Source organism: Halostella pelagica (genome assembly GCF_004762015.1).
Taxonomy (GTDB): domain Archaea; phylum Halobacteriota; class Halobacteria; order Halobacteriales; family Natronoarchaeaceae; genus Halostella; species Halostella pelagica.
Window position 1 is genome coordinate 561,849 of sequence record NZ_SJES01000002.1, and the last position, 17,599, is coordinate 579,447.

17 protein-coding genes are annotated in these 17,599 nt (G+C 65.7%); 10 read left to right on the plus strand and 7 right to left on the minus strand.

The window, feature by feature from the left end; genetic code table 11:
* Positions 1-444: 444 nt before the first annotated feature.
* Positions 445-1,443 carry a YeiH family protein gene (locus EYW42_RS07280; protein ID WP_135534585.1) on the plus strand — a complete coding sequence of 333 codons (999 nt, stop codon included), beginning with the start codon at positions 445-447 and terminating at the stop codon, positions 1,441-1,443.
* 44 nt (positions 1,444-1,487) lie between these two features.
* Here EYW42_RS07280 and EYW42_RS07285 read toward each other — a convergent pair whose 3' ends face one another.
* The 3 genes from EYW42_RS07285 to EYW42_RS07295 all read right to left on the minus strand — a co-directional run bounded on the left by EYW42_RS07285 (position 1,488) and on the right by EYW42_RS07295 (position 2,529).
* The gene (locus EYW42_RS07285; RefSeq protein ID WP_135534586.1) at positions 1,488-1,823 is read right to left on the minus strand and encodes a hypothetical protein; all 336 of its coding nucleotides are present in this window, start codon (positions 1,821-1,823) and stop codon (positions 1,488-1,490) included.
* A gap of 57 nt (positions 1,824-1,880) precedes the next feature.
* Entirely contained in the window at positions 1,881-2,207 is a 327-nt protein-coding gene (locus EYW42_RS07290) for a hypothetical protein (protein ID WP_135534587.1), read from the minus strand.
* Between the two features lie 70 nt (positions 2,208-2,277).
* A complete protein-coding gene (locus tag EYW42_RS07295; RefSeq protein ID WP_135534588.1) occupies positions 2,278-2,529 on the minus strand; it encodes a zinc ribbon domain-containing protein in 252 nt (83 codons plus the stop codon).
* Positions 2,530-2,648: 119 nt separating this feature from the next.
* Here EYW42_RS07295 and EYW42_RS07300 point away from each other — a divergent pair, with 119 nt between their 5' ends.
* From EYW42_RS07300 to EYW42_RS07315, 4 genes are all read left to right on the plus strand, one after another.
* Positions 2,649-3,569 (plus strand): A/G-specific adenine glycosylase, encoded by a 921-nt coding sequence (locus EYW42_RS07300; protein WP_135534589.1) that lies wholly within the window; start codon positions 2,649-2,651, stop codon positions 3,567-3,569.
* A 178-nt stretch (positions 3,570-3,747) separates the two neighbouring features.
* Positions 3,748-4,461 (plus strand): TIGR00266 family protein, encoded by a 714-nt coding sequence (locus tag EYW42_RS07305; RefSeq protein WP_135534590.1) that lies wholly within the window; start codon positions 3,748-3,750, stop codon positions 4,459-4,461.
* A gap of 80 nt (positions 4,462-4,541) precedes the next feature.
* A complete protein-coding gene (locus EYW42_RS07310) occupies positions 4,542-5,126 on the plus strand; it encodes an NADPH-dependent FMN reductase (protein ID WP_135534591.1) in 585 nt (194 codons plus the stop codon).
* Positions 5,127-5,393: 267 nt separating this feature from the next.
* A complete protein-coding gene (locus tag EYW42_RS07315; RefSeq protein ID WP_135534592.1) occupies positions 5,394-5,996 on the plus strand; it encodes a YIP1 family protein in 603 nt (200 codons plus the stop codon).
* Positions 5,997-6,036: 40 nt separating this feature from the next.
* On the opposite strand, the gene EYW42_RS07320 is transcribed toward EYW42_RS07315, so the two are convergent.
* Positions 6,037-7,080, minus strand: coding sequence for a DNA-methyltransferase (locus EYW42_RS07320; protein ID WP_135534593.1), 1,044 nt, complete (start codon positions 7,078-7,080; stop codon positions 6,037-6,039).
* Between the two features lie 106 nt (positions 7,081-7,186).
* Between EYW42_RS07320 and EYW42_RS07325 the strand changes: the two genes are divergently transcribed.
* From EYW42_RS07325 to EYW42_RS07340, 4 genes are all read left to right on the plus strand, one after another.
* Positions 7,187-7,798 carry a TetR/AcrR family transcriptional regulator gene (locus EYW42_RS07325; protein WP_135534594.1) on the plus strand — a complete coding sequence of 204 codons (612 nt, stop codon included), beginning with the start codon at positions 7,187-7,189 and terminating at the stop codon, positions 7,796-7,798.
* Positions 7,795-9,273, plus strand: coding sequence for an MATE family efflux transporter (locus EYW42_RS07330; RefSeq protein WP_135534595.1), 1,479 nt, complete (start codon positions 7,795-7,797; stop codon positions 9,271-9,273). The genes EYW42_RS07325 and EYW42_RS07330 overlap by 4 nt, the downstream gene beginning before the upstream one ends.
* Before the next feature lie 102 nt (positions 9,274-9,375).
* A complete protein-coding gene (locus EYW42_RS07335; protein WP_135534596.1) occupies positions 9,376-10,539 on the plus strand; it encodes a hypothetical protein in 1,164 nt (387 codons plus the stop codon).
* An 83-nt stretch (positions 10,540-10,622) separates the two neighbouring features.
* Positions 10,623-12,362: a cbb3-type cytochrome c oxidase subunit I gene (locus tag EYW42_RS07340; RefSeq protein ID WP_135534597.1), complete on the plus strand. Its 1,740-nt coding sequence runs from the start codon at positions 10,623-10,625 to the stop codon at positions 12,360-12,362.
* 84 nt (positions 12,363-12,446) lie between these two features.
* Here the strand turns inward: EYW42_RS07340 and EYW42_RS07345 are convergent, their stop codons facing one another.
* The 3 genes from EYW42_RS07345 to EYW42_RS07355 form a co-directional block, all read right to left on the minus strand.
* On the minus strand, positions 12,447-12,758 hold the full coding sequence (locus EYW42_RS07345; protein WP_135534598.1) for a HalOD1 output domain-containing protein: 312 nt from the start codon (positions 12,756-12,758) through the stop codon (positions 12,447-12,449).
* A 101-nt stretch (positions 12,759-12,859) separates the two neighbouring features.
* Positions 12,860-15,292: a DEAD/DEAH box helicase gene (locus tag EYW42_RS07350; protein ID WP_135534599.1), complete on the minus strand. Its 2,433-nt coding sequence runs from the start codon at positions 15,290-15,292 to the stop codon at positions 12,860-12,862.
* Position 15,293: 1 nt separating this feature from the next.
* Positions 15,294-16,772 carry a ribonuclease H-like domain-containing protein gene (locus EYW42_RS07355; RefSeq protein ID WP_135534600.1) on the minus strand — a complete coding sequence of 493 codons (1,479 nt, stop codon included), beginning with the start codon at positions 16,770-16,772 and terminating at the stop codon, positions 15,294-15,296.
* A 91-nt stretch (positions 16,773-16,863) separates the two neighbouring features.
* Between EYW42_RS07355 and EYW42_RS07360 the strand changes: the two genes are divergently transcribed.
* Positions 16,864-17,361, plus strand: coding sequence for a metal-dependent hydrolase (locus tag EYW42_RS07360; protein WP_202613826.1), 498 nt, complete (start codon positions 16,864-16,866; stop codon positions 17,359-17,361).
* Positions 17,362-17,599 lie beyond the last annotated feature (238 nt).

Genomic DNA, 17,599 nt, shown 5'->3' on the forward strand with positions numbered 1-17,599 from the left:
ACGAAGCCAGGAATCACTAAGAGCCAGCCGTGAGGGCGGACGGAGTCGAAGTATAGTACTCGTCCAGTTGGAGTACCCCGCTCGCCGGCTACAACCGCCGGGCTTCGAGACGCCATCGACCGACCAGCTAGGGGATGAAATCAGTAGACCGGGGCACTTTTCCGAACTGCACCGGAACTGTGTAAAAATGAGCGGCGTACAGGAAGTCCGAACACCGGCTGATACTGTCGGACGTAACTGTTTCAGATATTTCGCGGGGACGTCCCCGCGAAATTCGTCACTGACTTCCGTCCGTCAGTATGAGAAACCAGCGGGAGACCGGGAGCCACTACCGGGCGGGCGTAATCGGTGCCGGATGTCTCCGAACGGGAGACGACAGGCGGTATCTTCTCGGACCATCCCTGCTCTTGTAACTGTGCGCAGCCGTCGGACCTCGGTCCAGGTATGAACAGGGTGCGGCGCCTTCTTCCCGGCCTCGTGGTTCTTCTCTCGCTCGGCTTTCTCGCGCGGGGGATTACGATGTTCGCTCCGATCGGGAGCCACCTCATCGTCGTCATCGGCCTCGGTGTCATCATCGCTAACTCGGTCGGCGTTCCAGACTGGGCGAAACCCGGAGTCGAGACGCATAGCCTCTTGCTCGCGGCCGGCATCGTCTTGATGGGTGCGACCGTCGGGCTCGAACAGATCATCGATGCGGGCGGTACCGTGCTGCTCGTCGTCGGAACCACCGTCTGTGTCACCGTCGTGACGGTCGAAACCCTCTCTCGGGAGATATTCGATATTCCCGAGAAGATCGGGTCGCTTCTCGCAGTCGGTTCGAGCATCTGCGGCGTCTCGGCAGTCGCAGCAGTCGCGGGGAGCATCAAGCCGGATCAACAAGACATCGCGTACGCCGTCGCGACCGTGCTGCTATTCGATGCGGTTACGCTCGCGGCCTATCCAATGATCGGGCGTGTCCTCGGCCTCTCTGATGTCGTCTTCGGGATCTGGGCGGGGGCGACGATGTTCAGTACCGGTCCGGTCACGGCGGCCGGGTTCGCCCACTCGGAGGTGGCCGGTGAATGGGCGGTCCTCGTCAAACTCACCCGAAACGCGCTCATCGGGGTGATAGCGATCGGGTATGCGCTCTACTACGCGCGCCGCGGCGGAGCCGAGGCGACGATCGAAAGTAAACCGGTCTATCTCTGGCGAACGTTTCCGAAATTCATCCTCGGGTTCGTCCTCATGATGGTTCTCGGCAGCGTCGGCGTGTTTTCGAACGCACAGACGACCGCCTTCGACACTGCGTCGACCTGGTTGTTCCTCGTCGCGTTCGCCGGACTGGGACTCAGCATCGACGTCCGCGAGTTCCGAGACATGGGTATCAAACCCGTCGGCGTCGTGCTGACGAGCCTACTTCTCGTTAGCACGGTGGTTCTCCTCGTGCTTCTCACCGTTTTCTAATCGCACCCTTCCCCGGAATAGACAGGCCTCGCAATAGACGGATATCACCCGTGAGGCGTCCGCGTTACGACGATCAGGTTCGCCACCATTCCGCCGATGGTCAGCGTGACGACGCCCGAACCGAGGACGAGCAGCGCGAACGCGACCGTTGCGAACGTTCCGCCGACGTACTGGTTTCCGAGGACTCCGACGAGGCCGACCGCGACCGCCGGCGCACCGACGGCCAGGCCGCCGCGAAAGGCGGTGTCGACTCGGCTGTCGAGTCGGTTGACTCCGTTCTCGTCGAACGCGTACAGGCGGTACGTCAGAACTGCCGCGATCAGGACGGCGACGACCAGCAGCGCGAACAGCGATAGACCGCGGTAGAGCGTACTCATCATGTTCGAAACCGGGGGGAGAACACTGAAACCGCTTGCGGAAGATCCCGAACACTCGCGTTAGAACTGGTAGCGACGGTCGTCTTTCTGCTGGTCCTGCGGGAAGGCGTTGCCAGTCATCTCGTCGAACGTCATCCCGGAGAGGTACTCGTCGTACGTGACGTCGTACGTGCTCCGCAGGTGGAAGTCGAGCTTCCCGGATTCGACCGTCGACTGGAAGAGGAGGTGAACGGCCCGCCGGACCAGGTCCTCCGGTTCCTCCGGGTCCAGCGCGGCGTCGAGCATCGTCAACTCCCGCTTCGTCTCCTCGTCGAATGCTCCGTCGAGACCCTCGTCGATGTCGGCGTAGGCGGTTTCCACGTCGGCTTCGAGGTCGTCTAAGCTCATATCGCGATCCAGTAGAGGGGGCCAGATACGGTTTTCGTGTCGAACCGGGACCGCGGGGCGACAGGACGAGCTACAACGACGAATCGCAGTGCGAACACGCCGCGGCGTCGGGGTCGTTCGGGCTTCCACAGTTCGGGCAGTTCCGGGGCCGGACGTGCTCCTCGGCGTCCTCGGGCGAAAGTACCGTCACGAGTATTCCGGCGACGACGAGCGCCAGACCGAGTCCGAACCAGAGGAGCGGACCGCCGGCGAGGAATATCAGGGCGACAAGCGGAGCGACGATGACCCCGATTCCGAGCAGCACCAAGTCGGTTCCGTCCATGCGCAGAGATACCAGCAGACGGAAAATAAGCGTGACGCTCAGGTTGCCAGACGCCGTCCCGCGGACCCGACGCACTGCGACCGGCAGGCGTATGTCGCTCGCGTCGTAAGCGGACGCCGATGAGCGAGGCCGACGCCCCGACGGTGCCCGCGGACACGGACGCGGTCCGGGACGCCCTTATCGAGTGGTACGAGGACGACCACCGCGACTTCCCCTGGCGGCGGACCGACGACCCCTACGAGATACTCGTCTCGGAGGTGATGAGTCAGCAGACCCAACTGAGCCGCGTCGAGACGGCCTGGGCCGAGTTCCTGAAGCGCTGGCCGACGGCGGCAGACCTCGCCGCGGCGGACCGCGCCGACGTGGTCGGGTTCTGGACCGACCACAGCCTCGGCTACAACAACCGAGCGCGGTACCTCCACGAGGCCGCCGAGCAGGTCGGTTCCGAGTACGACGGAGAGTTCCCGAGCGACCCCGAGGAACTACAGGAACTCATGGGCGTCGGCCCGTACACTGCGAACGCCGTCGCCAGTTTCGCCTTCAACAACGGCGACGCGGTGGTCGATACGAACGTCAAGCGCGTCCTTTACCGCGCGTTCGATATTCCGGACGACGATGCGGCGTTCGAACGGGCAGCGTCGGAGTTGATGCCTGAGGGAGAATCGAGGGTGTGGAACAACGCCGTCATGGAACTCGGCGGCGTCGCCTGCGAGAAGACACCCAAGTGTGACGAGACCGGTTGCCCATGGCGCGAGTGGTGTCACGCCTACGAGACCGGAGATTTCACGGCTCCGGACGTACCGACGCAACCGAGTTTCGAGGGCAGTCGGCGACAGTTCCGTGGGCGCGTGATTTCGACACTGAAAGAGTACAACGAACTCGGGCTGGACGACCTCGGCCCGCGCATCCGCGTCGATTACGCACCGGACGGTGAGTACGGTCGAGAGTGGCTTCAGGGCTTACTCTCTGACCTGGCCGACGACGGTCTGGTCGAGGTGGAGAAACGGAACGGCGACACCGTCGCTCGACTCCGTTCCTGAACGTCCATCCGCCAGTACGCCAATAGTAGCACCATAGAAGCGATGAGCCGGGGATATCGGACACCGGAAGGATATACAGAGCGGTACCGTTCTCCGGGATTTGATGTATGTTGTTTGGTCTATATATCAGATGATTACGAATGTTTAAATAAGGGGAAAGAATTAGAATTGCAACACGATGCAGTACTCGATAGAAAAACGGCCGAGTTACGCGATGCTAGAAGTGACGCTGGCAAACGGTGAACAGATCCAGACCAAACCCGGGGCGATGATGACTCGGACGGCGGGCATCGGAAACGAGTCGAACGTCGGGGGCGATGAGGGCGTTACGGGCATGGTCAAGCGGGCGGTCAGCGACGAGCGAGGGCTGGTCGATAACACGTACTACGCGGAGGCGGACGACGAGCAGGTGACGCTCGTTCCCGAGCATCCGGGCGACATCAGCGCGATCAACGTCTCGGAATCCGGACCCATCCGGTCGCAGTCTGGATCGCTGCTGGCGTGGGAACCGCTGGTCGAGCGGTCGACGGAGTTTAACAACCGGTCGAACCTCTTTTCGTCGGGCGAACTGACTGTTCTGGGACTTTCCGGCCAGGGACACGCGTTTGTCTCGTCCTACGGTTCCATGCACGAACAGGACGTGACGCCGGAGAATCCGCTGATAGTAGACGAGGACCACATCGTCGCCTGGACCGCCGGTCTGAACCTGAACCGGCAGAAAGACGGGAGCATCAAGTCGACCGTGTTCGGTGGCGAGGGATTCGTGACCGAGTTCACCGGCGAGGGCCATGTCTGGCTGCAAACGCGGAATCCGATGACGTTCGCGGTGGGCGGGGCCGAACACGATGACGACGAGTCGGCGGGCGGCCCGAGCGTCAGCGACTTCATCTGACGGTGTCGCCCCGGCTTTCCCGTTTCGCGGGGGTGCGGTCGAACGTTGGCCCTTTGTGACTCCCCCTCTCAGAGTGTTGTATGCCAGATGGACCGCACGTCGTCGCGATAGCCGGGAGCCTTAGGGAGGAGAGCAAGTCGCGGCTCGCCCTCGAACACGCTCTCGACGCCGCCGAATCGTCCGGCGCATCGGCCGAACTGATCGACCTCCGGGAGTACGACCTGCCGATGATCGACCCGGACGAGGACGAACCGGAAGACGCGGAGGAACTGATGGCGACGGTCCGTGCGGCCGACTCGATCCTGCTCGGCACGCCCATGTACCACGGATCCTTTTCGTCGCCGCTGAAGACGGCGCTCGACTACTGTGGGTTCGACGAGTTCGAGAACAAGACCGTCGGCCTCCTCGCCGTCGCCGGCGGGAGCTTCCCCATTTCCGCGCTGGAGCATCTCCGGTCGGTCTGTCGAGCGTTAGACGCCTGGGTCATTCCGCACCAAGCCGCCGTTCCGAAAGCCCACAGCGCGTTCAGCGACGGCGCGTTCGTCGACGACGGACTCGAAGAGCGCGTCCGGACGCTCGGCCGGCGTGCAGTCCAGTACGCCAACATCGAACCCGACCCCGAGTCCTTCGAGAGCGAGGAGAACGTCGGAGCGGTGAACAAGTAACCGTCGGCGACGGGTGAGTGTCATCGAACGGCTCTCTCCCGACTTCTCGGGGTCGGCAAGGGCGAGATCGTATGGCCGAGCCAGCAGAATCGATCCGGCCGCTTCCGTGGTAATGAGTGTCCCCCTCGCGAGCATGTCGTGTTTCCTGACAGTTCTCCTCGTCCACATCTGCACCCAGTCAGAGTGAAAGGGAACGGCTTTACTCCTCGCCCGAACCTGTGGGACCATGGACGCGTTCGACGCTGCCAGTCGCGGAGGGATGTGGCAGTGACCCAGTGGATAGAGAACCCGACCGGCGGGCGCGACCGCGGTCCGCGAGCCGTTGCCCGGGCGTGGTTCGAAGTCCTGACCAGGCCTCACAGGTTCTTCCGCTCAGCGGTCGCAGAGGGGGACCAGGCACCCGGACTGGCGTTCGCGATGGGCGTCGTCATGGTCGAGGAACTGACGCGCTATCTCCTGGTTGCGGACTCGTACCCGGTCGTGGGCGGACAGGAGATACTGTCGGCCGCTCTGTGGATCGGTATCGCCGTGTTACTGGTCGCGCCCGCGGCGCTCCACCTGACTGCGGCGCTGCAGACGGTGCTTCTGATGCCGTTCGCCCCGAACCGCGGCGGCATCAGCCAGACGGTCCAGACTATCGCCTACAGCACCGCTCCCTGCGTCTTCGCCGGTATTCCGATCCCGGAGGTTCGGGCGATAACCGGCATCTACGGCGCGTTCCTCCTCGGCCTCGGTATCGCTACCGTCCACGACACCTCCAGCGGGCGTGCGGCCCTGGCGAGCGCCCTGCCGGCGGCCATCGTGTTCGGCTACGGGTTCCGGACGTTCGCCGCGGTGGAGACGCTGCTCCGGCAGTGGTACATCATCTAAACGGTGGGACAGCGCTCGGCTGTCGGTCCGCCCGCGCCGATCAGTACGGTTCGTGGGTGGCCGCATACCCCGTTTCTGTCCGCCGAATCCCGGACATCGAGTACAACTGGAGCGACCGCTCCTGTTTCGTCCGCACGGGAACGTCGTAGTTCTCGGCGTCGTATCCGAACGACCCGCCGTCAGCCCGCTCCTCGGCGACGAACTCGCGGTGGTCGGTTAGTCGGCGCTCGGTGACGCTCCGGGAGTGTTCGGGTAACTCGTCTACGTACTCGTCGAACGCCTCGACGAAGGCCTCGGAGAGTTCGTACCCCACGGAGTTGCGTGCGCTCGCCATCGCCGCGGCCGTCGTCGTGCCGGTCCCCCAAAACGGGTCGAGGACGGTGTCGCCGTAGACCGAATACATGTTGATCAGGCGGTACGGGATGGTCAGCGGGAACGCCCCCGACCGCTCTCGGCGGTCCGGATCCCCAGCGGCGTCGAGCGACTGGTCGCGTCCGCGAACGTCGGTCCACACGTCCGAGAACCACTCGTTTCGCTCCTCCCAGAAGTAGGCGCTCTCGTAGCGCCGGTCGGCCTTCGGTTCGAACGACCGGGAATCGCCGTTGCGGAACACGAGGACGTACTCGTGTTCCAGTGTCACGTAGGCGTTCGGCGGGAGCATCCCGGACCCCATGAACTTGCTCGCCTTGTTCGTCGGCTTGCGCCAGAGCACGTCGGGAAGCGGGTGAAACCCCAGGTCGCGAAACGTCTCGGTCACCCGGACGTTGTTCGGGAAACACTGGAACCGGCCGCCGATAGAGCGCGTCGCGTCGCCCACGTTGACGCAGGCGATACCGCCCGGGGCCAGCACGCGAGCGACCTCCGCCCACACGTCTTCGAGGACGCCGTGCATTAGATCGAACGCTCGGTCTCCGTCACCTTCGGCGAGCGCTGACTCTACGTCGGGGTCGAGAGCCGCGAACGACTCGTCCCACATCTCGATCATCGGATACGGCGGCGAGGTCACCACGAGTTCGACGGAGTCGTCCGCCAGGCCGTCCATCGAGCGGGCGTCGCCGACAGTCACTTCGTGTGTCGTTTCCACGTCGTCCGGTCCGTCGTCTCCGGTGGTGGTAAAACGGTCGGTTCGATAGGCACGTCCGACCGAAGGAACACAACCGTTAAACTGCTGAATGAACGTTCATTCAACAATGCCTCCGTCGGATCCGTTCGACGACGACCCTGCTGATACCCGCACGGCGATCATGCAGGCGACCTACCGCGCCCTGAGCGAACACGGTTACACCGGTCTGACGATCCAGCGGATCGGCGACGAGTTCGACAGGAGCAAATCGCTCCTCTATCATCACTACGACGGCAAGGACGACCTGATGCTGGATTTCCTCGCGTTCATGCTCGACTACCACCGGGAGACGGTTTCGGAGTGGGAAACCGACGACCCGGAGACGGAACTCCGCTCGCTGGTGGACCACTTTTTCACCCGCGACAGGGAGGACGACGAGTTCGGAGCCGCGATGGTCGAACTCCGCGCGCAGGCGGCCCACGACGAGGCGTACCGTGACCACTTCACCCGTAGCGACGCGCAGTTTCGGGACCGGATCGCCGAAACCGTCGCGCAGGGCGTTGAGCAAGGCGACTTTCGCGCCGTCGACCCGGAAGCCGTCGCGGAGCATCTGCTGACAGCCATCGTCGGCGGAACGACCAGACGTACGACCGCGGACGCCGCCGCCGCTCTCGAATCAGTCCAGGCCGAACTGCACCGGTACATCGACGACAGTCTGCTCGCGGAGGGCAGTACATGAGTTCTCCCGGTGACGACCGCGCGGTCGATGTCGTCAGCGGAGCGCTCGTCAAGCCGCTGATACTCCTCTCTCTTCCCATCGTCGTCACGAACCTCCTCCAGGTCGGCTACAACCTGGCCGACACTTTCTGGGTCGGCCGCCTCGGGCAGGCGGCGGTCAGCGCCATCTCGTACTCGTGGGCGATCGTCTTTCTCGTCATCGCACTCGCCGCCGGGTTCACCGTCGCGGGGACGGTTCTCGTCGCGCAGAACAAGGGTGCGGGGAACACGGAGCGCATCGCGGGCGTGGCGGGCCAGACCATCTCGTTCGTGATCCTCGTCTCGGCCGTGCTGTCGGTCGTCGGCTATCTACTCACGCCCGACTTGCTCCGCCTCGTCGGCGCGACCCCCGGTACGGACGAGTTCGCTCTGTCGCTCGCGTACACCCGGACGATGTTTCTCGGGCTTCCCTTTGTCTTCGGGTTCTTCATCTTCCAGGCGCTCCTCCAGGGGTGGGGCGACACCAGAACGCCGCTGTACCTGATGGCGTTCGGAGTCGTACTGAACGTGATCGCCGACCCGTTTTTCATCCTCGGCTTCGAGGAGAACGTATTGTTCACCTGGTTGGGCATGGGATCGCTCGAATCGTCGCTGTACGCGGCGACGGGATTCTCCGGGTTCGGGGTTCAGGGGGCCGCGCTGGCGACGATCATCACCCGCGGTATCGGGGCCGTCATCGGCATCGCTCTGTTGCTCTCCGGCCGGGTCGGGATCAGCCTGTCCCCGTCGGACTTCGTACTCAGGGCTGACACCGTTCGGAAGATAGTCCGCATCGGCGCGCCGGCGAGCGTCGAACGCAGTATGGTCGCCGTCAGCACGACTGTCGTGACCGCGCTCGTCGCCATCGTGGGCGCGAACGCGGTCGCCGGCTACGGCATCGGCACGCGGATCACCTCGATGGTCGTTCTCCCGGCGCTCGGCCTGGCCCGTGGCGTCGAGACGGTCGTCGGACAGAACCTCGGTGCGAACCAGCCGGACCGGGCCGAACGCGGCGTGTTCGCAGCGGCGGCGCTCATCGTCGTCAGCCTCGTCGCGCTGTCCGCCGCGGTGTACGTCTTCGCCGAACCGGTGGTCGACGTGTTCATCAGCGGCGACAGCGCCGCCGCCGTGATCGGTTACGGTGCCGACTACCTCCGGATCGTCGGCGCGTCGTTCGTCTTTCTCGGCGTCTTCTACGTCGTCCAGGGCGGTTTCCGCGGGAGCGGGAGTACGCGCATCGCGATGGTGTTTGCCTTCCTCGGATTCATCGTCTTCCGGGCGACGCTCGCGTACGCGCTCGTCGGCCCTCTCGACCTCGGCGCGACCGGTGTCTGGTACGGCGTCGCCGCCGCGAACGCGCTGATGGCCGCTATCGCCGCCCTCTATTTCCTCAGGGGAACCTGGGCGGAGGGCGTGGTCGACCCGACAGAGTCGGACGTCGCGCCCACAGACGACTGACCGGACCGAACATGTTCTCGGACGAGGTTACCGGGCGGGGCCGCGTATCCCGCGGACGATGACCACGAACCAGTCCCAGAACGCTCGTGTCCGCATCCGCCGATGAATCGGAGTATCGACCGCTGGACGCGACGCTACGTGGCCACGAGCGCCGTCGGGTTCGCCTGTTGGCGGATCGGTGTGCTCCTCGGCGCGGACCACGGGGTAGAGGTGGCCGCCGCGCTACTGGGGTTCGTCTTGCCCGTCGTCTTCGGGAAGGCGTACCTGTTGATCCCGTCGTTTGCCGGACGGACGCTGGCGTCCGCGTCCGTCCCGGCAGTCCACTTGCCGCTCGCCGCGGGCGGCGCGATAGCGCTGGTCGGCGCGCGGGCCGGCTTGACTCCACGCGTCGTCGGCGTCGCGGGAAGCGCAGCATGGACGCTCGGCGTCGTCCTCTTTCTCGGCGGCCTGCTGTGGACGGTCGGCCCGGAACTGACACGTTTCGAGCGGTGGGGGTCGGGCGAGGACCGCTGGAGCGCCCGGTTCGCGCTCCCGTTCGTCGGGGTCGCCCTTACCTACCTGCTCGTCGGGACCGCAGGGCTACTCGCGGCGACGACTGACGGAGCGGTCGGCACCGACCCGCGGACCACCCACCTGTTTGCCGCAGGCACCGCCGGCCTGCTGATCGTCGCGCTCGGGACGCGCCTGCTTCCGGGGTTTTGCAGTGCCGATCCGCCGACGGCAGTCGTCGCCGTGACACTCCCCGCCGCTGCCGTCGGGCCGGGGATGCTCGCGGTCCACCTCTGGGGCGGGGCCGACTTTCGCCTCGCGGCCGCGACTCAGGCCGTCGGACTGCTCGGCTGGGCCGTCATCGTCGGGACCCTCTTCTTCCGGACCTCGCGGTCGTTCGTCGGCTTCTACGGCATCGCCGCGGGGGCGGCGTTCGGCGCTGTCGGAGCCGGCCTCGGCGTCGGGATGGCGACCCGCGCCGGACCGCTCGCCGCGCTCCGCACGGCCCACGTCGATGCGATGCTGGCGGGGTTTCTCAGCCTGACTGTCGTCGGATTCGTCCTCCTGTTCTACCCGCACACCGACGGTAAGTTCCCCGGGAGCGACGCCGCGGCGACGGCAGTCGTCGCCGCTCTCGCCGCGGGCGTCGCCCTACAGGTTCTCGGACCGCTTCTCGGAGGTGACCCCGTCACAGGGGTCCTATCGGGCATGGGCGACGGACTCGCGGCACTCGGGGCCACGGGGTTCGCCGCGGTCGTCGCCGTCCGACTGTTCTGACGGATAGCCTGCCGAAGCACGTAAAAAGCGAAACCGAACATGTGACGGAGAACTCCTTTTCCGGATCGAACTAAACCCCCGGCATGGCAAACGGAACGGCTCAGTTGGTGTTGACGGGGGTGATGGCTCTGGTCCTTCTCACCGTCGGCCGGTGGGTTTCTACGCTCGAAGGGCGTCGTTCGTACGTACCGGCGGGGTCGGGCCAGACAGGAACCGAAGGAGACTACGGTCACGCGGAGAAACCCGGCGGCCTCGTCCGGTGGCTGACGACGGTCGACCACAAGGACATCGGGATCCTCTACGGGGTCTTTGCGATCCTCTCGTTCGCGTGGGGCGGCCTCGCAGTCCTCCTGATGCGGACGGAACTGATGACGCCGACCTCCGACATCGTCACCACGTCCACGTACAACGTCTTGCTGACTAGTCACGGCATCACGATGCTGTTCCTGTTCGGGACGCCGATCCTCGCGGCGTTCTCGAACTACCTGATCCCGCTTCTCATCGGCGCGGACGACATGGCGTTCCCCCGGATCAACGCCATCGCCTTCTGGCTGTTGCCGCCGGGAGCGCTGTTGATCTGGGGCGGTATCCTGCTGGAACCGTTCGGGGCTATCGAGGGCGCTCAGACCGCCTGGACTATCTACCCGCCGCTGTCGGTCGAGCAGACGAACCCCGGGGTCGACCTGATGATCCTCGGCTTGCATCTCACCGGCGTCTCCGCGACGATGGGTGCGATCAACTTCGTCGCGACCATCTTCACCGAGCGAGGCGAAGAGGTCGGCTGGAGCAACCTCGACATGGTCTCGTGGACCGTGCTGGTCCAGTCCGGGCAGATCATCTTCGCGTTCCCGCTCCTCGGGAGCGCGCTCGTCATGCTCCTGCTGGACCGGAACTTCGGGACGACGTTCTTCGCCGTGGACGGCGGCGGCACTATCCTCTGGCAACACCTGTTTTGGTTCTTCGGACATCCCGAAGTGTACATCCTCGTCCTCCCGCCGATGGGGATCATCAGTTACGTCCTCCCGCGGTTCGCGGGACGGAAGCTGTTCGGGTTCAAATACGTCGTCTACTCGACGCTGGCGCTCGGCGTCCTCTCGTTCGGCGTCTGGGCCCACCACATGTTCGCGACGGGTATCGACCCCCGGCTCCGGGCTAGCTTCATGGCGGTTTCCATCGCCATCGCCATCCCGAGCGCGGTCAAGACGTTCAACTGGATCGCGACGATGTGGAACGGTGCGTTGCGACTGCGAGCGCCGATGCTGTTCTGTATCGGCTTCGTGGCGAACTTCATCATCGGCGGCGTCACCGGCGTGTTCGAGGCTGCGATCCCGGTCGACCTCGTGCTCCACGACACGTACCACGTCGTCGCGCACTTCCACTACGTCATCATGGGTGCCATCGCCTTCGCCGTGTTCGCCGGCATCTACTACTGGTTCCCCCTCGTAACGGGCAGGTGGTACCAGCGCACGCTTGCGAAGTGGCACTTCTGGCTCACGATGGTCGGGACCAACCTCACGTTTTTCCCCATGGTCCTCCTCGGCTACGGCGGAATGCCGCGCCGGTACGCCACCTACAACCTGTCCGTCGGCCCGCAGACCTACTTCATCGACCTGCATCAGGCGGCGACCCTCGGCGCGTTCATCCTGGCGGTCGGCCAACTGATCTTCGTCTGGAACATCGTCGTGTCGTGGCTCGAAGGCGCTCGCATCGACAGCGGCGACCCGTGGAACTTGGCCGAGCGCGGCCTCAAGACGCGCGAGTGGGAGTGGCTCGAAGAACAGCGGGAGACGATGCTCGCGGACGGCGGCGAGTCGTCGGACTGACTCCCCCGGTGCGGTCGCGCGACCGTTTGGGGGCAGGAAACGGAAGCATCTGCGGGGAAGAGAGTGTCTCGTAGGAGAACGCGATCAGTCGGAGGTCGCCGTCTGCGTCGCGGATGCCGTCGGTGCCGGCGTCGGGGAGACGACGACGCGCCGGTCGGCGTACACTGACACGTCACAGCCGGCGTAGGTGAACTCGATACGACCGCTCGGCCGGTCACTCCCGTCGTCGCTCGACTCGAAGAGTCGATTTAGCGCGTCCGGGTCGACGGCGTCGAAGAGAGGGTCCAGTTCCAGCGGGTCAGCGTCTGTCGCTTCGGCGGTGGCGATGACGACGGCTTCGGTTGCGGACTCGGTCTCGGCGACGCGTTCGACGGGGGTGGTCTGGTCAGCGTTCATTGTCTATTACGACGAACGGACCCTTTCGGTATGGGGTCCATGGCTACAATCATATCTCCGTCCGTTCGGCGGGGGCTATATGTATTCGGCGGGTCGCACGTTCAGTCGAACTGGTCGAGTACCGCGTCGACGATCCGTACCGTCGCCGGCGCGTGCAGCGGTTCGTTGCCGTTGCCGCACTGCACGTCCATGAGACACGCCGGGCAGCCGTTGACGCCGCCGCAGTCGCAGTCGGCGACGCGTTCGCGCGTCCGCTCTAGCACCGACTCGACGTTCTCGTAGATCCCCTTCGCGAATCCGATGCCCCCCTCGACTGTGTCGTGGATGAACCACGTCGGCACGTCGGTCTCGGGGTGGCGATTGATGCTCAGACCGCCCATGTCCCCCTTGTCCATCCGCAGTTCCAGCGGTGCGAGTTTGATCATCGCGTGTTCGGCCCCGTGGAGGCCGCCGAGGAACGTCCACTCTTTCGTCCCGAGCGATGCGGACGCTGACGGTTCGGCGAGCAGTTCGTCGGGAACGTCCTCAACGACCGTCTCGAACAGCGAGCGCGGCGTCTCGACCCACATCAGTTGCGTCCGCAACTCGATCGGGGGCAGGCCGGTCGGTTCGGGCGCACCCTTCGTCCGACCTGTCTCGATTTCGATCCGCTTGTAGTGGCTGTAGTGGATCGAAACGGTGCCCGTCCCGAAACAGAGCGTGAACCCGTCACCGAGGTCGCGCTCCCGCCGGCGGTCGAGGTCCGAAACGGACTTCTCGGAGAGCGTCCGCGTGTACTCGTTGGTCCGGGCCTCCCGGACGGTGACGTACGGGCGGGGAACGTCCTCTTCGAGTTCCACCACCTCGTACTCGGTGCCGTCGTGGAGCGTCAGCGCGCCCGGATGGAAGTCGCGGTAGGCCCGTTCGCGGTCTATCGGCTCCATCTCTATCTCGCCGTCCTCGCAGCGGACGTCGAACTGCTCGCCGGAGGTGGCGTACATCGAGATGTCGGCTTGCGGGCGCGGCGGGCCGTCGTACTGGACGCCGTGGTCGAGGTGACCGACGAACCGGCCGGCGTCTTTCCACATCTCGACGCCGCGTTCCAGTCGGTCCTCGCCGTCGAACCACCGGGAATCATTGCGGGTGAGCGGCAGTTCGTCGGCCGCACAGAGCAGGTGTCTCGCGTACACCGCGTTGTTCTCCAGGTCGACTACCGCGTCCTCCATCGCGTCGCCGAGCAGGTAGTCGGGGTTGTCCAGCACGTACTGGTCGATGGCGTCGGCGTGGGCGACAAGCACCGCGAGCGCGTCCGCCGTTCCGCGCCCCGCCCGCCCGACCTGCTGCCAGAACGACTGTCGCGTGCCGGGGTAGCCCGCGACGACCGCGGCATCGACGGAGCCGACGTCGATGCCGAGTTCCAGCGCGTTCGTCGAGACGACGCCGTCGAGGTCGCCCGACTTGAGGCGGTACTCGGTGCTTCGCCTGCTCTCTTTCCCGTGGCCCGCGTGGTACGGTTCGACCGAGAGGTAGCCGCCCGCCGGGTGGTCTCCCGCGGCGCGCTCCGCCGCCTTCGCTGCGAGTTCCGTCCCTTGCCGGGAGCGAGCGAACAGCAGGGTCTGTACCCCGTTCAGGCCGAGATGGGCAAGCACGTCGCTCGCCTCGCTGTTGGCGCTGCGTTTCGCGCCGAGGAACTCCTCGATGTCGTACTCCTCGGCCGGGTCCTCGTCGAACGGCGGGTCCCAGAACACTATCTCCCGCCGCCCGTGCGGACTGCCGTCCTCGTCGACAACCGAGAACGGTTCGCCGGTGAGCGCCTCAGCGTGGTCGGCCGGGTTGCCGATGGTCGCCGTCGTACAGACGAGGCTCGGGTCGCTCCCGTAGTAGTCGAGAACGCGCCGGAGGCGACGGAGCGTCCACGCCACATGCATCCCGTGAACCCCCGTGTAGGAGTGCGACTCGTCGACGGCGAGGAGTTCGCAGTTCGCCAAGCAGTCGCGCCACTTCCGGTGGTGGCCGAGGTAGACGTTGATCCCGGCGAAGTTAGAGACGATCACGTCCGCGCTCTCGCGGATCGCTCGGCGGCGGTCCCGCGGGGTGTCGCCGTCGTACACCGCGACGGTGACATCCAGCCCGAGATCGCCGTAGAGGTCGTTCAGTGCCCCCTCCTGGTCGCGGGAGAGCGCCTTCGTCGGGAAGCAGAACAGCGCCCGTGCGTCCGGGTTCTCCCGCTTCAGGAGCGCGAAGTACAGCGCGTAGACGAACGTCTTTCCGGACGACGTGGCCGTCGCGACGGCGACGTTCTCGCCGTCGAGTAACCGCTCTATCGCCTCGGCCTGGTGCTCGTACAGGTCGTGGCCGAGTTCCGCCGCCAGCGCGTCGCCGAGGACGGACGCGGCGTCCACGTAGTCGGCGTCTTCGGCGGGCTGGGCCGCCGTGTGGGCGATCTGGCCCTCGTACTCGGGGAATCGGTCGCGGAGTCTCTCCGGGGAGAGCACGTCGACCCGCTCGCTCCATCCCGCTGTCTCGTCCGCCGCGGTCGCGTTGTCATCAGTCATATCAGAAGTCCGTGAGTGTTCCTTGCGAGGTGTCGTCACCGGTCGCCGACCCGGAGTGGCTCGACGAAGTCCGCTGCTGAGAGCTCCCGCTAGCGGCCGTGAGGGCGTCGTATACGAACGCGAGAGAGCGGACGTCGTCCTCGCAGTACCGTTCGTGACGCTCCCAGTCCGGTTCGGCCTCGGCCGTGCGCTCTCGCATCCACTGTCGGTACGCGCGGCCGACCGCCGCCCCGGTGAGTCCGGTGTCGTCGGTCTCCCAGCCGAGCGCCGCCGCGACGTCGCCGAGTTTGTTCGTGCGCCCCGGAAACACGGCGTTATCCTGGCGGACCGCCCAGTAGTACGGGTCGAACGTGTAGGTACTCTCCCAGTCGTCGAGGTGCTCGGGACAGTGTCGTTCGACGTGGTCGGCGATCGTCGGGAAGTCGAAGGAGAGGCCGTTGTAGGCGACGACCGGACGCCCGCGAGCGTTGGCCGCGTACCACGAGACGAACGCTTCCACGGCCCGGCCCGGGTCGTCGGGGTCGCGGTTCAGGAAGGACATGTACGTCTCCTCGCCCTCGCGGTCGAGAACGCCGATCAGCCAGACGACCGTCGGCGTCAGTCCGTCCGTTTCGATGTCGATAAACACCGGTTCGCGGTCCGGAACGTACTCGTCGCCGTAGCGGACGACCTCGCCGGCCTCTAGCGCCCGGGCGTGGTCACAGATCGTCTCCGCGGACTCCCGTCCGACCCCTGAAACGTCGAGCAGGTCGGCGGGCTGAGCCTCCGCGACCGCCTCGGGGTCGGCGTACCCCGCCTCGCGGAGCCGCCCCGCGGTCGTCTCGCCGACGCCGGAGAGCGCCCGAAGGCCGAGCCGCGTCGTTGCGATGGCGGTCGAACAGACCGTCCCGTCCGAGTGAAACTGCAGCGTCGGTATCTCCGCGCCTCCGCGTCCCGTCCCCGTCGCTACGCTGTCGGCGTCCGGCCCAGCGCCGGCGGCAGTGAGGCCGTCCCACTCGCGGTAGTAGTCGACCGGTGCGGCCGTCGAAACGTGGGTGTACGACCCGCCGAGCGCGTCAGGTGCGAGCGATTCGCGGTACGTCGTAACGCCGGAAAGCGTGGCCTCGAGGCTCGTCGGGCGAACGGAGACGTCGAGACGGTCGCTAATGACGTACGTCTCCGTCGACGGCTCGACCGTCCCGGCAGATTCGAGCGCTTCGATCTCGGCTAGCCCCTCGTCCGTCGTCGGCACGACAAGGTCGACGCCGCGGATCCGGTGGTGTGCCGGGTCGCCGCGATTCGCGTCGCCGGGGACGAGAAGCGGCCCGAACTCCTCGACCAGATCTGGTGTTGCCGCTCGGAGGCGAACCAGCGCGCCGGGGTCTGAAAGCAAGAGCGCGTCGGGGTCGGCGTATCTCAGGGCGTCACGGACCTGGGCAGCGCGACAGCGCGTGACGAGGTCGCTCGACAGGACGGTCACGCGAGGCGGGGGCGAAGCCATAGGGTGCGGTACGATGGAAGGAGTCAGACCGGTAAAAAACGTCCGTCGGAGGTGGCAGAAAAGGTATGGTTTCTCGGATAGATATCCGACCGTGACGCTCGGTCTGACCTACCCCGGCGGCCACGCTGTCTTCCTCGCCGTCGCCATCGCCACGCACGCGGTCATCGGGTACACCCTCGGCGCGCGGCTGTTCGATGCGCCCAAGGCGGGCCTCGTCGGCGGGCTGCTGGCGGACGCCGACTTCCTCTTCCCCGCGGCCTTTGACTTCCCGCTCGTCCACCGAGGTCTCACTCACACGGGGCTTGCGCTTGCGGTCGCGGCGACGCTGACGTGGATCGTCGCCGACCGCCGGGCCGGCGGGGCCACGGCCGTCGGCTACGCCTCCCACCTCGCCGTCGACGCGACGACGCCTACGGGTATCCCCGTGCTGTACCCCGTCACCGATGCGTTCCACGGAGTGGTGCTGTCCGGACACTCGCCGACCGCCACGGCGATACTGTGGTCGTGCTGTCTGAGCGTGCTGTGGGCGGACCGCATCGCGGAGCGGTTGACAGCGATCGGAGACGTTTTCGGCTCATCTAGCGGCTGAGAACGGCCGTTTCACCAGTCCGCCTCACAGTTTCAATCTCTGCAACCGTGACGCCCGTTTTTTTAAGTAGCCGGGGGACTGCTATGCTGTGAGCCGAAACCGTACGTCTCCGCGGAGATATTCTCCGAGGGAACGAACGTATCGACGGAACGAGAACGACCGGCGTCGATGCCGGCCCGGGAACGGGTACCGGAGGCACAGATCGCTGACCGCCTCGCAAGGGACCGATGGAGGGCGA

What these genes read in the sequence shown, in the direction of transcription:
- EYW42_RS07280 (WP_135534585.1), top strand. Translation starts at nt 445, where the DNA reads ATGAACAGGGTGCGGCGCCTTCTTCCCGGCCTCGTGGTTCTTCTCTCG.
- EYW42_RS07285 (WP_135534586.1), bottom strand. Translation starts at nt 1,823, where the DNA reads ATGATGAGTACGCTCTACCGCGGTCTATCGCTGTTCGCGCTGCTGGTC.
- EYW42_RS07290 (WP_135534587.1), bottom strand. Translation starts at nt 2,207, where the DNA reads ATGAGCTTAGACGACCTCGAAGCCGACGTGGAAACCGCCTACGCCGAC.
- EYW42_RS07295 (WP_135534588.1), bottom strand. Translation starts at nt 2,529, where the DNA reads ATGGACGGAACCGACTTGGTGCTGCTCGGAATCGGGGTCATCGTCGCT.
- EYW42_RS07300 (WP_135534589.1), top strand. Translation starts at nt 2,649, where the DNA reads ATGAGCGAGGCCGACGCCCCGACGGTGCCCGCGGACACGGACGCGGTC.
- EYW42_RS07305 (WP_135534590.1), top strand. Translation starts at nt 3,748, where the DNA reads ATGCAGTACTCGATAGAAAAACGGCCGAGTTACGCGATGCTAGAAGTG.
- EYW42_RS07310 (WP_135534591.1), top strand. Translation starts at nt 4,542, where the DNA reads ATGCCAGATGGACCGCACGTCGTCGCGATAGCCGGGAGCCTTAGGGAG.
- EYW42_RS07325 (WP_135534594.1), top strand. Translation starts at nt 7,187, where the DNA reads ATGCCTCCGTCGGATCCGTTCGACGACGACCCTGCTGATACCCGCACG.
- EYW42_RS07330 (WP_135534595.1), top strand. Translation starts at nt 7,795, where the DNA reads ATGAGTTCTCCCGGTGACGACCGCGCGGTCGATGTCGTCAGCGGAGCG.
- EYW42_RS07335 (WP_135534596.1), top strand. Translation starts at nt 9,376, where the DNA reads ATGAATCGGAGTATCGACCGCTGGACGCGACGCTACGTGGCCACGAGC.
- EYW42_RS07340 (WP_135534597.1), top strand. Translation starts at nt 10,623, where the DNA reads ATGGCAAACGGAACGGCTCAGTTGGTGTTGACGGGGGTGATGGCTCTG.
- EYW42_RS07345 (WP_135534598.1), bottom strand. Translation starts at nt 12,758, where the DNA reads ATGAACGCTGACCAGACCACCCCCGTCGAACGCGTCGCCGAGACCGAG.
- EYW42_RS07350 (WP_135534599.1), bottom strand. Translation starts at nt 15,292, where the DNA reads ATGACTGATGACAACGCGACCGCGGCGGACGAGACAGCGGGATGGAGC.
- EYW42_RS07355 (WP_135534600.1), bottom strand. Translation starts at nt 16,772, where the DNA reads ATGGCTTCGCCCCCGCCTCGCGTGACCGTCCTGTCGAGCGACCTCGTC.